The 15,606-nt window shown below is 62.8% G+C and carries 14 protein-coding genes; 4 read left to right on the top strand and 10 right to left on the bottom strand.

Features of this window, described 5'->3' with window-relative positions; translation table 11 throughout:
- Positions 1–2: 2 nt before the first annotated feature.
- Together VGO04_RS21700 and VGO04_RS21695 are read right to left on the bottom strand one after the other, a co-directional pair.
- Positions 3–902 carry an ABC transporter permease gene (locus VGO04_RS21700; protein ID WP_327498021.1) on the bottom strand — a complete coding sequence of 300 codons (900 nt, stop codon included), beginning with the start codon at positions 900–902 and terminating at the stop codon, positions 3–5.
- Positions 902–1,993: an ABC transporter ATP-binding protein gene (locus tag VGO04_RS21695; protein WP_327498020.1), complete on the bottom strand. Its 1,092-nt coding sequence runs from the start codon at positions 1,991–1,993 to the stop codon at positions 902–904. Before VGO04_RS21695 ends, VGO04_RS21700 begins: the two co-directional genes overlap by 1 nt.
- 163 nt (positions 1,994–2,156) lie before the next feature.
- Here VGO04_RS21695 and VGO04_RS21690 point away from each other — a divergent pair, with 163 nt between their 5' ends.
- Positions 2,157–3,236, top strand: a complete 1,080-nt coding sequence (locus VGO04_RS21690) for a spermidine/putrescine ABC transporter substrate-binding protein (RefSeq protein WP_327498019.1) — start codon at positions 2,157–2,159, stop codon at positions 3,234–3,236.
- Positions 3,237–3,406: 170 nt separating this feature from the next.
- Entirely contained in the window at positions 3,407–4,264 is an 858-nt protein-coding gene (locus tag VGO04_RS21685) for a MurR/RpiR family transcriptional regulator (RefSeq protein WP_327498018.1), read from the top strand.
- Positions 4,265–4,275: 11 nt separating this feature from the next.
- Here VGO04_RS21685 and VGO04_RS21680 read toward each other — a convergent pair whose 3' ends face one another.
- The 6 genes from VGO04_RS21680 to VGO04_RS21655 all read right to left on the bottom strand — a co-directional run bounded on the left by VGO04_RS21680 (position 4,276) and on the right by VGO04_RS21655 (position 10,872).
- Positions 4,276–5,574, bottom strand: coding sequence for an amidohydrolase family protein (locus VGO04_RS21680; protein ID WP_327498017.1), 1,299 nt, complete (start codon positions 5,572–5,574; stop codon positions 4,276–4,278).
- Positions 5,575–5,624: 50 nt separating this feature from the next.
- Positions 5,625–6,584: a GlxA family transcriptional regulator gene (locus VGO04_RS21675; protein WP_327498016.1), complete on the bottom strand. Its 960-nt coding sequence runs from the start codon at positions 6,582–6,584 to the stop codon at positions 5,625–5,627.
- Positions 6,584–7,579, bottom strand: a complete 996-nt coding sequence (locus VGO04_RS21670; RefSeq protein ID WP_327498015.1) for an SLAC1 anion channel family protein — start codon at positions 7,577–7,579, stop codon at positions 6,584–6,586. Before VGO04_RS21670 ends, VGO04_RS21675 begins: the two co-directional genes overlap by 1 nt.
- 138 nt (positions 7,580–7,717) lie before the next feature.
- On the bottom strand, positions 7,718–8,500 hold the full coding sequence (locus VGO04_RS21665) for a sulfite exporter TauE/SafE family protein (protein WP_327498014.1): 783 nt from the start codon (positions 8,498–8,500) through the stop codon (positions 7,718–7,720).
- 7 nt (positions 8,501–8,507) lie between these two features.
- A complete protein-coding gene (locus tag VGO04_RS21660; RefSeq protein WP_327498013.1) occupies positions 8,508–9,383 on the bottom strand; it encodes an MBL fold metallo-hydrolase in 876 nt (291 codons plus the stop codon).
- Positions 9,376–10,872: an aminotransferase class V-fold PLP-dependent enzyme gene (locus VGO04_RS21655; protein ID WP_327498012.1), complete on the bottom strand. Its 1,497-nt coding sequence runs from the start codon at positions 10,870–10,872 to the stop codon at positions 9,376–9,378. Before VGO04_RS21655 ends, VGO04_RS21660 begins: the two co-directional genes overlap by 8 nt.
- 102 nt (positions 10,873–10,974) lie before the next feature.
- Here VGO04_RS21655 and VGO04_RS21650 point away from each other — a divergent pair, with 102 nt between their 5' ends.
- The gene (locus VGO04_RS21650) at positions 10,975–11,457 is read left to right on the top strand and encodes an Lrp/AsnC family transcriptional regulator (protein WP_327498011.1); all 483 of its coding nucleotides are present in this window, start codon (positions 10,975–10,977) and stop codon (positions 11,455–11,457) included.
- A gap of 209 nt (positions 11,458–11,666) precedes the next feature.
- On the top strand, positions 11,667–13,646 hold the full coding sequence (locus VGO04_RS21645; protein WP_327498010.1) for a caspase family protein: 1,980 nt from the start codon (positions 11,667–11,669) through the stop codon (positions 13,644–13,646).
- Between the two features lie 63 nt (positions 13,647–13,709).
- On the opposite strand, the gene VGO04_RS21640 is transcribed toward VGO04_RS21645, so the two are convergent.
- Together VGO04_RS21640 and uxuA are read right to left on the bottom strand one after the other, a co-directional pair.
- Positions 13,710–14,402, bottom strand: a complete 693-nt coding sequence (locus VGO04_RS21640) for an RraA family protein (protein ID WP_327498009.1) — start codon at positions 14,400–14,402, stop codon at positions 13,710–13,712.
- Positions 14,403–14,412: 10 nt separating this feature from the next.
- Complete coding sequence (gene uxuA, locus VGO04_RS21635; RefSeq protein ID WP_327498282.1) at positions 14,413–15,603, bottom strand: mannonate dehydratase; 1,191 nt, start codon at positions 15,601–15,603, stop codon at positions 14,413–14,415.
- Between the last annotated feature and the right edge of the window lie 3 nt (positions 15,604–15,606).

The following is a 15,606-nucleotide window of genomic DNA, read 5'->3' as shown; positions in this document are numbered from 1 at the left end:
CCTCACCGTGCCAGGGCCGCGGCGGCGTTGCGCCGGCCGGAAAGCACCACCTGGGCGACCATCATGATCAGCATGACGCTCATCACCATCATCGCCAGCGCCGCCCCGAAGGGCCAGTTGCGGGCAGCCAGGAACTGCTGCTCGATCAGGTTGCCGAACATCATCACCTTGGCGCCGCCAAGCACGGCCGGCACGACGAAATTGCCGAGTGCCGGGATGAACACGATGACGGCGCCGCCGGCGATGCCTGGGGCCGTCAGCGGCAGGATGATGCGCAGAAACGTGCGCACCGGGCCGGCGCCGAGATCGAGCGAGGCGCGCACCAGCGTCCAGTCGAGCTTCTCGACGCTCGCATAGACGGGCATGAACATGAAGGGAATGAACACATAGGTCATGCCGAGGATGATCGCGCCCTGGGTGTAGATCAGGTCGAGCGGCCGCTCGATCAGCCCGGTGGAGAGGAGCACTTCATTGACCAGGCCGGTCTGGCGCAGGATCAGCACCCAGACGAAGAGCCGCACGATCAGGCTGGTGAAGAAGGGCAGCGTGATCAGGAACAGGCAGAAGTTCTTCCAGCGCTCGGAAAGCCGGGCAATGCAGAAGGCGGCGGGATAACAGACGAGCAGGGTCGCAAGCACCGTCAGCGCGGCAATCTCGACCGAGCGCAGGAAGATCGCGATGTAGATCGGATCGAACTCCTCGAACATCGGATCGGCAAAACCGAGGATCCGGCCGAAATTATGCGGATAGAAGGTCCATTCCACCCCGCCGTAAAGGCCGGGCGCGAGAAAGCTGGTCACGACCATGATAGCGAGCGGGCCGAGGAAGAAGACGGCGAGAAAAGCCGAGACGGGTCCGAGCAGGAGGCCAAGTTGAAGGCGGCGGCGGCTGGCGATCGACATCAGGCACCTCGCCTTTCGCCGATCAGGTGCACGGCCGAAGGGTCATAGGCAAGCCGCGCCTTGCGGGACTGTTCGATCGCGCCGACGAGGCTGCGGCGGTTGGCCGGAACTTCGGCCACGACCTTGCGCCCCTCTGCTGTGCGGCCGAACAGCTCGAAGGTCGAGCCGACGAAGACGATCTGGTCGAGATCGACGTCGATCGTCGGGAAGGGCGCGTTGTCCTCGGCAAGGAAGAACTGTTCCGGACGGATCAGTGCCGTCGCCTTCGTCGAGATTTTCCTGTCGCAGGGCTGGTGGCGGATCGACATGCCATCTGCAGTCATCAGCCGGTCGCCGTCGAGCGTGCCCTCGAACAGGTTGCTGGCGCCGATGAAGGTCGCGACGAAGGTGTTGACGGGATGGTCGTAGATGGCGCGGGGCGTATCGAGCTGCTGGATCCGGCCGCCAGAAAGCACGGCGACGCGATCCGACATCGTCAGCGCTTCCTGCTGGTCATGGGTGACGAAGATGAAGGAGATGCCGAGCTCGTTCTGCAGCGTCTTCAACTCGATCTGCATCGCCTGGCGCAGGTTCTTGTCGAGCGCCGACAACGGCTCGTCGAGCAACAGCAATTTCGGCCTGGCGATGATCGCGCGGGCAAGCGCCACGCGCTGCTGCTGGCCGCCCGAGAGCTGGCGCGGGCGCCGCGCCTCCATGCCTTCGAGCCCGACCATCTTCAGGGCGTTCGCGACTTTTTCCCGGCGCTCCTGTTTGGCGACGCCCGCGACCTCCAGCGAATAGGCGACGTTTTCGCCGACCGTCATATGCGGAAACAGCGCGTAGTTCTGGAAGACGGTGTTGACCGGGCGGCGGTAGGGCGGCCGGTCGGTCATGTCCTCGCCGTCGATGAGGATCGAACCGTCGTCGAGTTCGACGAAGCCGCTGATTGCCTGCAGCAGCGTGGTCTTGCCGCAGCCGGACGGCCCGAGCAGGGTCAGGAATTCGTTGCGGCGGACATCGAGATCGATGCGGTCGAGCGCGGTTACGCTGCCGCCTTCCGGAGTGGTGAAGGCCTTGCTCGCCTCCACCAGCCGGACGATGGAATTCTGCATACTTCTGTTCCCCAAAATGTTATGCAAATAACGCTTGTGCGTTTTGGATATATGGATACCATTTGCTGATCGGTGTCAACGGCCACGAGAAGCCGTGATCCGGAGGCGGCCGACAAGGCCGTGTCAGGCCATTCGGCCGTGAACCTTCAGAGGAGACCTATAGATGACAATGACACATGGGGTGGCGCGTCAAGACAAGAAGCCCTTCGTGGCCCGCGCGCGTTTTGCAGCCCTTTCGCTGGCGACGCTGGCAGCCCTCTTTGGCACGGCAGAAGCGGCCGAGCTCAACATCTACAACTGGGGCGAATACATCAATCCGGCCGTCCTGAAGAAATTCGAGGAGGAGACCCAGATCAAGGTCAACCTTTCGACCTACTCGTCGAACGAAGAGATGCTGGCGAAGATCCAGGGTGGCGCCACGGGCTATGACATCGTCTTCCCGTCGGTGCACATGCAGGACATCATGGCCAAGCTGGACCTGCTCGAGAAGACCGACATCAACGCCTACGAGGGGTTCAAGAACATCGATCCGACCTTCCTGCGCGCGAAGAGCGACCCGAAGGGCGAATATTGCCTGCCTTACGCCTTCGGCTCGGTCGGCATCCTCTATAACCGCACGCTGCTCGGCAAGGACGTGACCGGCTGGCGCGATCTGATCGAGACGGTGAAGGCCAAGGGGCTGAAATTCACGCTGCTCGACGACATGCGCGAAGTGCTCTCGGTCGGCCTCATCCTCAACGGCCACAAGGTCAATTCGACCGACCCGGCCGAACTGCAGCAGGCGGCCGACACGATCATCGCGATGAAGCCCGAGGTTGCCGCCTTTACATATGACACTCGCCCGATGGTCGCCGCCGGCGATGTGGCGGCCGGTCACTTCTTCGTCGGCTCGATGGTCGACGTCTTCGCCAACCCCAAGGATCTCGGCTACGTGATCCCGGAGGAAGGCGCGACGATGTACCAGGAGGATATCTGCGTGCTGAAGTCGGCCCCGAACAAGGACAACGCCATCAAGTTCCTGCAGTTCTATACCCGCCCGGAAGTGGCGGCGCTCAACATCGAGCAGCAGACGAATGGCACGGCAAACGTGCCGGCCCGACAATTGACCCCCGAGCAGATCAAGAACAGCAAGGAAATCAACCCACCGCCGGAAACCATGCAGAAGCTGCAGATCTTCGAAGATCTCGGCCCCGGTGTGCGCCAGCTCGACAGGGTCTGGACGAAGGTCAAGACCGCGCAATAAGCAGGCGATGCGATTACGGGAGCGGATGCCGCGATTTGTATCCGGCATCCGCTTTCACAACGCTGCGTATTTCCTTAGCTCCCGGCTGGGGATAGACATGCAACAATTCGAAGGGTCAGTGGCCTTTGTCCGTCTGGCAAGACGGTTGGCGCTCAAGAATGGGAGGGGACGTGGCACCGCGCATCCTGAAGCTGCTGCGCAGCGACGAGATGAGACGCTCGAAGTCGGACAAGCTCATCGCCAACTATCTCGAGCGCAATCTCGCCGACATCCCGTTCGAGACGGCGCGCTCGATTGCGACCCGGCTTGAAGTCTCGCCGATGACCGTCGGGCGCTATCTCAGGCGGATGGGCTTTGATGGCCTGGACGAGTTGAAGCATGCGCTGAGGCGCGACGGTTCCAACAATCCGGCCTGGCAGGTCAAGGGTTCGGTCGGCCGGCTGCGGGAGGATAACCGCGAGGGCAAGCTGCTGGCCGGTCTGATCCAGCAGCAGGTCGACAATCTCGGCATGATCTACGAGCTGACGACGGCGCCGGAGTGGCAGCAGACGATCGATGCGCTGATTTCGGCGAGCGAAGTCTATGTCGCGGCCTATCAGAACGTTCGCGGCATCGCGCAATATTTCGCCAGCCAGCTCTCCTACACGCGGCCGCGGGTGCAATTCGTCGATGGCCTCAACGGCACCTACGCCGAGTTGCTCGACGGTTCAGTCGAGGGCCGGGTGCTGTTCCTGCACGATGTGCGCCGCTTTGCCGCCAAGGCGCGGCCGCTCGCCGAGGAGGCTCGTCGCGCCGGCGTCAAGGTCATCCTCTATACCGACGAGTTCTGCCCCTGGGCGCCGGAGGTCTCCGACATCTGCCTCGTCGTTCCGGGCTCGCACGGTCCGCTCTGGGATGGCGCCGCCACCACGGTCGCCGTCATGGATCTGCTCTTGAGCAATATCATCGTCGTGCTCGGCGACGAGGTCGGCGAGCGCGTTGCCCAGCTCACCCGACTGCAGAACGTCTTCGGCGATTTCGAAGACTGACGCCGCTCGGGTCAGGGCGCCGGCGTCTTCGGTATGTAGTCCAGCGCGATGTCGATCCAGGCGGGCCGCCCGTCGAGGAAGAGTTCGCCGATGCGCGGTGCCGTGCGGGCGATGACCTTGCCGGCCTTGATGACAAAGAGCCGGTTCGGCTTCAGCCGCAACGCTTCGCTGACATCGGCTGCCTGCAACAGGATGAGATCGGCCTTGCAGCCAACATCCAGCCCATAGCCTTCAAGGCCCATGGTTTTCGCCGAATTCACGGTGATCGCGTCGAAGATCTTCCGCTTGTCCTCGATGCCGCCCATTTGCGTCACGTGGATGGCCATATGAGCGACTTCCAGCATGTCGCCCGAACCCATCGAATACCAGGGATCCATCACGCAGTCGTGCCCGAAGGAGACGTTGAGGCCGGCTGCCATCAATTCCCTGACCCGCGTCATGCCGCGGCGCTTCGGGTAGGTGTCGTGACGACCCTGAAGCATGATGTTGATCAGCGGATTGGGGATGACGTTGATTTCGGCTTCGGCCATCAGCGGGATGAGCTTGGAGACATAGTAGTTGTCCATCGAGTGCATCGAGGTCAGATGCGAACCGGCGACGCGGCCCTGAAGCCCGAAGCGCACGGTCTCGGCCGCAAGCGTCTCGATGTGGCGCGACAGAGGATCGTCGGTCTCGTCGCAGTGCATGTCGACCGGCAGCCCGCGCTCGGCGGCGATCCGGCAGAGCGCCTCGACCGAGCGCGCGCCCTCTTCCATCGTGCGCTCGAAATGTGGGATTCCGCCAACGATGTCGACCCCCATGTCAAGCGCGCGGTTCAGTGACGCCACGCCGTCGGCTGAGCGATAATAGCCGTCCTGCGGGAAGGCGACGAGCTGCAGGTCGATATAGGGCGCGACTTTCTCTTTGACCTCGAGCAGCGCCTCCGCCGTGACGAGGCGTGGGTCGGAGGTGTCCACATGGCTGCGAATGGCAAGAAGGCCCTGGCTGACGGCGAGATCGCAGTAGCGCAACGCCCGCTCGACCAGCGCCTCCTTGGTCAGGCTCGGGCGCAACTCGCCCCAGAGCGCGATGCCTTCGAGCAGCGTGCCGGAGACGTTCATGCGCGGCAGGCCGAGCGACAGCGTCGCGTCCATGTGGAAATGCGGATCGCAGAAGGGCGGGCTGAGCAACCGGCCGCTGGCGTCGATCTCTTCGCCCGATGTCGCGGCAAGGGCCTTTTCGATTGTCGCGATCGTTCCGCCGCGAATTCCGACGTCGAACCCCTGACGTCCGTCCGGAAAGTTGGCGTTGCGGATGATCAGATCGAACATGGTTGGCCCCTTCAGATGTCTGCGCCGCTCGCGGATCTGGCTCCCACCGCCTACGACCCGAAGCTCTTTCGGTAGGCGGCCGGCGAGGTGCCGAATCGACGCGCGAACGAACGGCGGAAGGCGATATCGTCGTGGAAGCCGATATCCGTGGCAATCTTTTTGAGTGGTATGCCGGTGTCTTCGGCAAGCCTGCGCCCGGCCTCAAGCCGCATGCTCTCGACATAGTCGGCCGGCGTCATGCCCACCTCCTGCTTGAACTGCCTGGAGAAGTTCCGCTCGCTCATGCCGGTGCGCCTGGCGATTGCCGCGACGCTGAGGTTGGCAGCGAGATTATCGGCAATAAAATCCTGCGCCGCGCGAATGGGTGTCTTCTGCGCCAGCTGGCCGGCGAGGAGGGTGCTGAACTGCGTCTGGCCGCCCGGCCTTTTGAGGAAGACCACGAGTTCACGCGCGACTTTCAAGGCGATGTCGAGGCCGAGATCCTTCTCGACGATGGCAAGTGCCAGATCGATGCCGGCGGTCACGCCGGCCGAGGTCCAGACATTCCCGTCCTTGGTGAAAATGCGGTTGGGCTCGAGTTTCACCTCCGGGAAGCGCTTGCCGAATTCCACAGCTTGGGTCCAATGCGTCGTCGCCCGTCTTCCGTTCAGGAGGCCCGCCTCGCCGAGCACGAAGGCGCCGGAGCACACCGATCCGAAACGGCTGGCGCGCGCCGATGCTTGTCTCACCCAGCTCAGAAACGATGCCGGAATCGGCCGCTCGTGAATGAGCGGATCCCCGGCAACCAGCAACGTATCGATGTCGGAAATGCCGTCGTCCATCGCGCGGTCGGGAAGGAGGGTCAGTCCCGAAGATCCGCGCACCGGGTCGGTGGAGGTGCCGACAACCTCCACCGAATAGTAGTCGGTGCCGCTCTGACGGTTCGCCTCCGCGAACACATCCGAGGGTCCGATGACGTCGAGAAGCTGCACGCCCTGCATGGCGACGATGGCGACCTTGTGAACGGCCATTAGCGAACCTCGAACAACCTGCCGGTGAGGATGATGCTGATCGTACGATAAAAGACCACCGCGATGGCGCCGGCAAGAAACAGGAAGAACAGTCCAGCCAGCCCGGTGAGGACGGCGCTATGGGTGGACGCGGCATACCGGAAGAAGGCGATCGACAGGGCGGCAAGCGGAAAGCTGATGGCCCACCAGGCGACGCTGAAGGGAACATGGGAACGGAAGACCATCGGCGACAGGACGAGCATCAAGAACAGCGCGAAGTAGAACAGGACCGTGGCGAAGAGATCGACCGAACCCGTGACATTGGTGTAGGCGAGGAAGCCGACGGCGAAGGGAGCGACCAGAACCATCAGGGACGGCCGAGCCGGTGCCGGGAGCGGATCTTCATGGCGCAGCCGCGAGAAGATCAGAGCAATGAAGACCGCGGCGATGACGCTGCCGATCGAAAAGGCAAGCATGTTGACTTCATGCGCCCAGGAGAACGGCATGGCGTGGCCGGTGACGGCGATATCCAGTGTGGCGACACCGGGAATGAGCAGCGGCGGCAAAGTGGTGTCGCGCGACTGCTGCCGGCCGAGGAAGCCTCTGGCGACGACATAGGCCAGGGCGAAGGTCAGTGCCGACGCAACCGTCCAGACGATTTCCGACAGCAGCGGACTATATCGGTTGAGAAAGGCCGACTGCAGAAGCAGGCCGATCGCGACGGTTGCAAAGAAGTTGCTTTGAACCGGATGGGCGAATTCGGCAGCGACCGAGGCCGGATGGCGGCGCCATTTGATGGCGTAGCCGGCGGCAAGGCTCAGAAAGATCGAGGTCCCGAGCCAGCCGACATATTCGCCGGGCATGGCCGGAAGGGCGATCGCGCTTTCGGCTTCACGCCACGCCAGGCTAAGGCCCGTAACGCCCATTACCGAGGCGAACAGGTTGATCGGCAGCTGCGAGATCGAACGCCGGGTCAGCGGCATGCTGTTTGAGAGGTCTATGGATTGAACGGTCATTGGCTTGTTCCTGTCCGAAATGGGCTGACAGGATTAGAACACGCGACGCCTCTGTCTTAAATAATGCAAATAGTACGATATCGGACAGCCTGCGTATGTTTCCGGCCAATGGCCGTGCCCAGTTGCCGTCAGGTGGGATCACGCCGCGCCGTAGCTGCGCCAGAGAACGTAGAGGCTGACGGAAAAGATGATGGCGCGGAAAATCTGCGTCAGGATATCGCGCTGCGTCGAAAGGCGGGTGGAGACGACGGTGCCGATGATCCCGCCCAGGATGCCTCCGGCGATGAAGTAACCGGCGACGCGCCAGTCCACCAGCCCCGAGGCAGCGTAGTTGATCGCCGTCGTCAGGCCGAAGGTGCCGACCGCCAGAAGCGACGTGCCGACCGCATTGATCAGCGGCATGCCGGTCGCAAGCAACAGGCCGGGCACGATCAGGAAGCCGCCGCCGATACCGAAAAAGCCGGAACAGGTGCCGGTCACGAGCGCCGTCAGGCCCGTCTTGCCATGAGTCCCCATCGAGAGCGATTGTGGAGTCGCTGACGTGTCGCACTTTACCTTCTTCATGGCGAAGCTGACAAACATCATGACGAGGCCGAACAGGAACAGCAGCCGCTGGCCGTCGATCAGCTTGCCGAGGCTGGATCCGAAAAAGGCGCCGAGCGAGCCTGCGACGGTGAAGATCAGGGCGCAGCGCCACCAGAGATGGCCACGCAGCGCGTGGCTGATGAGATTGAGGTAGGCGTTGACGGACACCGCGAGCGCCCCGGTGCCGAGCGCCGTATGCACGTCGCGAATGCCGACCACATAGATGAGCAGCGGCGTTGCGAGGATCGAGCCGCCACCGCCGATCAGCCCGAGCGTGAAGCCGGTGAGGGAGCCGGAGCCGATCGCGAGCAGCATTTGCTGGAAAGGGTCCGCCATGGCGCCGTTATCCCCAGACCGAGCCGGGGAGAGCGTCGAGCGGTATCTTCAGGTAGCGTTTGCCGTTGTCTTCGGCAGGCGGAAGCTCGCCGCCGCGAACGTTCACCTGCAGCGCATGCAAAATGAGCTTGGGCATCGGCAGTGTCCGGTCGCGGGCTTCGCGCAGGCTGACGAAGTCGGCTTCGGTCTTGCCGGCGACATGCGGGTTCGTGGCCCTCTGTTCGGCGACCGTGCTTTCCCAACGCGCCTCGCGGCCGCCTGCACAATAGTCGTGACCGGTAAAGAGCCGGGTCTCGTCCGGCAATGCCAGGATCGTCTGGATCGATCGCCAGAGGTCGGCAGCGCTGCCGCCGGGGAAATCGGCGCGGGCCGAGCCGCTGTCAGGCGTGAACAGCGTATCGTGGATGAAGGCGGCGTCGCCAATCACGTAAGAGATCGAGGCGAGGGTGTGCCCAGGCGAATGGATGACACGGGCCTTGAGCTCGCCGATCTGGAATGTCTCGCCGTCGGCAAACAAGCGGTCCCATTGCGATCCGTCGCAGGCGAAGTCCGGCCAGTTGTAGATCGCCTTCCAGATCCGTTGGACGCCCTTCACATGTTCGCCGATCGCTGTCGGTGCGCCGGTCTTGCCCTTGAGATAGCGCGCGGCCGAGAAATGGTCGGCGTGGGGATGGGTGTCGAGGATCCATTCGACCGTGAGGTCCTTGGCGGTGATATGATCAAGGATCGCATCGGCATTGCGGGTGGCCGTCGAACCCGATTTCTCGTCGAAATCGAGCACCGGGTCGATGATGGCGCATTTTCTCGTTGCCGGGTCGGCGACGACATATTGGATGCTGCCGGTACGCGGATCGTAAAAGCCGGTCACATCTGGCTTATGCATAGGCACGAGCCTCTTCAGCCGTCGTGCACGGAAAGAAAATCGCGCGGGCCGGATCGAAATCGTAGTCGGCTTCGAATGCCGGTGCGTCTGCCGCCAGCTGCGTGACGCAGTCGATGATGAACTTCACCTTCTCATCCGAAAGCAGGACGCTGAAATTCAGCCGCGTGAAGCCTGGCTTCTCGATTTCCTCGCCCGCGAGGATCGCTTGGCGGATCTGTTCGGAATGCTCCGCATCAATCGACAGGAGCCTGTGAACATAGGGACCGGCACAGGCGCAGCCGCCGCGTGCCTGGATGCCGAAGCGGTCGCTGAGCATGCGGGTGACAAGCTGCTGGTGGACGTAGCCGCCCCTGCCATTCTTGATGCGGAAGGAAAAGATCGGCAGGCGGTCCGGTTCCTGAAGGCCGAGAAGCTCCAGTTGCGGCACGGCTTTCCATGCGGCGAAGGCCTGCTTCGTCAGCGCGCGGTTACGCTTGTCCATCTCTTCAACGCCGATCGCGTCCTTGACGATGAAGGCGAGCGCGGCGCGAATATCGCCGACCACGTTGGGCGTGCCTGCCTCTTCGCGCGCCTCGAGGTTACCGCTGTAGTCGTGCGCCTCGGGCGAGACGAACTTCACCGTGCCGCCGCCCGGCCAGGTCGGCTTGTCGGTCACAACGCTGTCGCGGCGAACGATCAGGATGCCGGACGCGCCCGGTCCACCGATGAACTTGTGCGGCGAGACGACGATCGCGTCGATCTCGCAGTCGGCCTTCGGCGTCATCGAGATCGCAACATAAGGGCCGGCGCCGGCATAGTCCCAGATCATCTTCGCGCCTTTGGCTTTCACCATGCGGGTGATCGTCGCAACATCGCTGGTAATGCCGGTGATGTTCGAGCCGGCAGAGAGTGTGCAGATGGTCAGGTCCCGCGAACCGTCGAGCGCTTGGGCCAGTTGGACAAGGTCTGGACCGCCTGCCGGGCACTCCGCGATCTCGATGATCTCCGCGCCGCTTTCGCGCCAGGGCAGAATGTTGGAATGATGCTCGTAGGGGCCAATGATGACGCGGACGCTCTTGCCCGCGGCGACGGTCTCGTTGACGCCGAACAGCTTGACCAGCCGGTTGATGCCCGAGGTCGCGCCGGAGCCGGTGAAGATCACGGCATGGTCGGAGGTCGCGCCGCAGCAGTCGGCGACGAGCGCACGCGCTTCCCGACGCATCCGCGTCATGAAGCCCCCGCAATAGGAGGCCTCCGTGTGACTGTTGGCGTAATAGGGCAGAACCTCCTCGAGTACGAAATCCTCGATCACGCGCAGCGCGCGGCCTGAGGCGACGTAGTCGGCGTAGACGAGGTCCTTCACGCCGTAGGGGCCGACGATCTTCGCCTTGGCGCCCACGAGGTTATCGCGCAGATCGGCAATCACGCCCGGGCGTTGCAGCGCCTGGCGAAACTGGCCAAGCGGCGTCAGCACATTGGTGGCCTGGCGTTGGATTGCTGGCGCGATCATCTCGCTGACCTCCCTGGAAGCGAACATTGACAGCAATTGTATTCTCGTCCAGGGTCGATAAGTTCACCTATTTTCTGCGATTTACGCCTCGGATTGTGTCAAATGATCGAAGACGCCTTCAAGATCGATGCTTTCGATCTGAATATCCTTGCCGCACTGCAAAAAGATTCGTCGCTGTCGCAGCGGGACCTCGCCGAAAAGGTCGGCCTGTCGCAAAACGCCTGCTGGAGACGCCTCCAGCGCCTGCAGTCCGTCGGACTGATCAAGGGCTCGCACGCTGATATTGATCTTGCAGCACTCGGGCTGGATCTGACGGTGTTCGTGATGATCCGCACCCGCCACCATTCCAAGGAGTGGAGCGACGGTTTTCGCCAGCATGTCGAGCGGCTACCGGAGGTGATCGATTTCTACCGCATCGGCGGCGACTGGGACTACCTGATCAAGGTGGTGACCCGGGGCATGCGCGGCTACGACGCCTTCTACCAGAAGCTCATCACCAACTTCGACCTGGCGACGGTCACCGGTTTCTTTTCGATGGAAGCGATCATCAACAACCGGCCGGTGGATTTGAGCCGGCTGAAGTGACGAACCTCTCGCACCATCGCGTTTCTGCAATCTAGCCTACATTGGTGAATTGACGGGGTTCCGGCGCCGTTGAGATAGTCGAGGGCACGATGACGTGCCGGTCGCAGACAGCGCCGCGCACTTTCTTCAAATTCACCTCGATGAAGCTGACGCTACCGTTGGCACCCGGATCTCACGCGTAGGCCGCGTGGGGGAACCAGGAGGGGCAGATGAGCGTGATCCTGTTGCGTCGGTTCCTTTTCTGCCTGCTTTTGGCCTTGCCGCTCGAGGCGGCGGCGTCCACCCGGCATGCGCTCCTGATCGGCAACAGTCGCTACGAGGTGGCGACGCCGCTGCGCAATCCTGAAAATGACATCGAGATCGTCGGCGCGGCGCTGGAGCAGAGCGGTTTTGCCATCACCAAGGTCGCCAACGCCAAGGCTTCCGACACGCTTGCGGCGATCGATGCCTTCGTGGCGCGCCTTGCCGCCGTCGAGAACCCGGTGGTGATGGTCTACTTCGCCGGTCACGGGGTTCAGCTCGCCGGCGAAAATTACCTGCTTCCGGTCGACGCCAAGCTGGGTTCAGAAGAGGAATTGCGCACGGTCGCGCTCTCGCTCGGCGACCTCACCCGCCGACTTGACGAGGTAAGGAGCAGCCTGCAGATCGTCGTGCTCGATTCTTGCAGGAACAATCCGTTCGAACAGACGCGCGGGCTGCAGCGGGGTCTTGCGACGGCGCCGGAACGGCTCGGCCGGATCGTTGCCTACTCGACGTCTCCCGGCAATGTGGCAACCGACGGCGACACCGGGGCGAGCCCCTATGCAACGGCCCTTGCCGAATCCGTGACGATCCCCGGGCTTTCGATCGAAGGCGTGTTCAAGCGCGTGCGGGCAACCGTGCAGGAGCGCACCGGCGGCAAGCAGGAACCCTGGGAAAACAGCGCCGTCTACGGCGACTTCACATTCGTCGATGGAAAGCCGGCCGAGGCAGGTGGCGACGAGGTCGCCTTCTTCGAGTTTGCAGCGCTCGCCGATAGCCAGGAAGCCTACCAGAAATACCTGTCGCGCTATCCCAAGGGCATGTTTGCGAGCCTCGCGCGGCAGAAGATCACCTTCATGGACAAGGATTTCAGCTTCCGCCGCCAGAACGAAACGTTCCGCAAATTCGCCTTCAGGCGCGACGAGGAGGATTTCTGCAAACGCGTCCACTTTACCAACAGCTTTGCCGAGGGGGAGAAGTTTCCCGACGACAACGAGATCATTTTCCTCGATCTCTATTACGAGTTCCACACCAAGGTTTGCCCTGATGTCGGCTATCTCGGTTATGACCAGGAGCCGGATAGCGGACGCTTCTTTCCAACCGCGTCCGCGCTTAGCGCATACGGACAGACCTATTCGAACTTTCCGAACCTCGGCACGGTCGATCCCGCCATCCTCAAGCAGCATTTCCAGGATTCGCAGTCGAACATGTTCTACTACAAGATTTTCGACGACTCGCAGTTCACCGTGACCGTTGCGCAGTTCGATCGCAGCCTGTCGGCGTTCTACTCCTATGACACCTGCATTTCCTCCTGCATCAGCTTGAGGGCGCTCGTTCGCACGCGCATCAAGGCCGACGAGGAATCGACGACCTATCGCTTCGAGGTCGTGGACGCGGCCGAACTGGGCATGAGCTGGAAGTATCAAAACACGCTCAACCGGGCGGATGCGCCCGAGCCGGAACAGCTGGTCGCATCCTATGTCTGGCCGATCCCGAAGCCCCCGGCCCGAATTATCGATGAAATCGCCGCAGCGCCGTTCCGCAAGGCGCGCGACATTTCCGGCTGGAACCTCGTCGCGGTCGTTTCCAGTGACGGTGCGCTCTCCAACTGCCGCGCCATGCGGACCCAGCGCGGCGAGAAGATGGCGATGTTCCGCATGTATCCGGGCGGCGCGCTCTCCTTCGGCTACTTCGATCCGGCCGCCAGTCTCGACCCGGCCTATAGCGGCTTTGCCGGCTATCTGGTCGATGGACAGACCGGCGGCATCGTCCCGATCAAGGCCTATTCGAAACAGGAGCTCGCCTATTCGATCGGCAGCGAAACGCGCGTGCTCGACCAGCTAAGGGCCGGCCGCCAGATCGAGCTTGCCAACGAAAAGACCGATCTCAGCGGATCGCGTGCCGTGCTTGAAGCGTTGAGACAATGCGTCGTGGCGTTTGGCGGGTAGGTCCTCCGGGCCGGACAGAGGATGGCGCCCATCACCACGCGCAGCCCTCGCCGCATCCTTCAGTCACATCACGCCGAAGCGCTCGAAAGCCTCGACGGTGCTCATGCCCGCCTCGATCGCAAGGCGCACCTTGTTTTCGGTTTCGGCCTTTTCAAACGCCAGCGCGATTGCTTCCCGTTCCGCCTCGCGTGGAATAACAAGCACGCCGTCGCGGTCGCCGAAGAGGATGTCGCCCGGACGGATGCGGATGCCGCCGATCTCGATCGGGATATGGTAGTCGACGACCTTGCCGCGTGGTCCCTGGTCCTGCGCATAGGATCCGTAGCAGAAGGTCGGGAAATCAAGCGCAAGGATGCCGGCGCTGTCGCGGCAATAGCCGTCGCAGATGGCGCCCGCTGCCTTCAGTTTCATCGCCCTTGTCGACATCAGTTCTCCCCAGACCGCGTATCGCGGCGATGAGCCTGAGCAAACATAGATCTCGTTTTCCTTCAGGCTGTCGAGCGCGTGGAACATCAGGCCGAAAGGCTTGCTGCTGAATTCTGAATGGCCGCTTGCCTCGGCGGTCGCAAAGAAATCGGCCTCGAGCACTGGCATCGCCCGGCCGACGGCAACCATGTCGTCGCGAAGCGCCTTGATCTCAGGCGGCAGGAATTGGTGTTGCAGGCCCATCGTGTCGAGGATGTCGCCGACCACGGCCGTGAACAGCCGGCTGCGCATGGCGGCGAACAGTTCGGTGTCGTTCTCAAAATGCGTCATGTTTCGTCCCTCAAGCCTTGTGGGCAACGGCAGTTGCGATGCCCTGCATCACGCCTCGGATTTCCGCGAGCCCCTTCAGCCGGCCGATCAGCGAATAGCCGGGATTGATCCGCACCTTGCCGATATCGTCGGCAAGCAGATGCCCGTGATCCGGTCGAAGCGGGATCTGCCAGTCGGCCCGACCTTCCAGTACTCGCCGCTCCTGCTCCTGCATCAGCGTGAGGATCACAGCGGGCATGTCGCTCGACCCGCCGAGATGATCGGCCTCGTAGAACGAGCCGTCGTCCTCGCGCTGGACATTGCGCAGGTGGGCAAAGTGGATGCGCGGGCCGAACTCCCGCACCATGGCGGGCAGGTCGTTGTCCGTGCGCGTGCCATAGGAGCCGGTGCAGAAGGTGATGCCGTTCGCCGGGCTGTCGACAGCGGCAAGGATGCGCCTGACGTCCGCCGCGGTCGAAACGATGCGCGGCAGGCCGTAGAGCGAAAAGGCGGGATCGTCGGGATGGATGCAGAGCCGGATGCCGACCTCTTCGGCGACCGGTACGATTTCTTTGAGAAAGCGGGCCAGGTTGGCGTGCAGGTGATCGGCCGTCACGCCGTCGTATTCGGCAAGGGCGGCGAGAAAGCTCGACCGGTCGTACTGGCGTTCGGTCGCCGGCAGGCCGGCGATGAGGTTGCGCTCGATCCGGTCGATCTTCGCCGCGTCCATCGCGTCGAAGCGCTGGCGGGCGACGAAAATCTGGCGCTCGGAATAGCTTTCCTCGACGCGTGGGCGCTTGAGCACGAAGAGATCGTAGGCGGCAAAGTCGACGGCATCGTAGCGCAGCGCGTAGCCGCCATGGGCGAGCGGCTGCATCAGTTCGGTGCGCGTCCAGTCGACCACCGGCATGAAGTTGTAGCAGACGGTGGTGATGCCGGCGCGCGCCAGTGCGCGCAGCGTATCCTTGTACCAGCCGATGTAGCGGGCGCTCTCCGGTGTCGCGAGCTTGATGGAATTGTGGACCGGAATGCTCTCGACGACGCTCCAGCGCATGCCGGCTGCCTCGATCAGCGCCTTGTGGGCGAGGATCGCCTCATCCGGCCAGGGGGAACCATCATAGATATGGTGCAGCGCCGAGACGATCCCCGTAGCCCCGGCCTGCCGGATATGGCTGAGCGGTACAGGGTCGTTCGGGCCGTACCAGCGAAAGCACTCTTCCATCAG

The organism is Ensifer sp. (assembly GCF_035999185.1).
Taxonomy (GTDB): Bacteria; Pseudomonadota; Alphaproteobacteria; order Rhizobiales; family Rhizobiaceae; genus Ensifer.
This window is presented reverse-complemented; position numbering and strand designations above follow the sequence as displayed.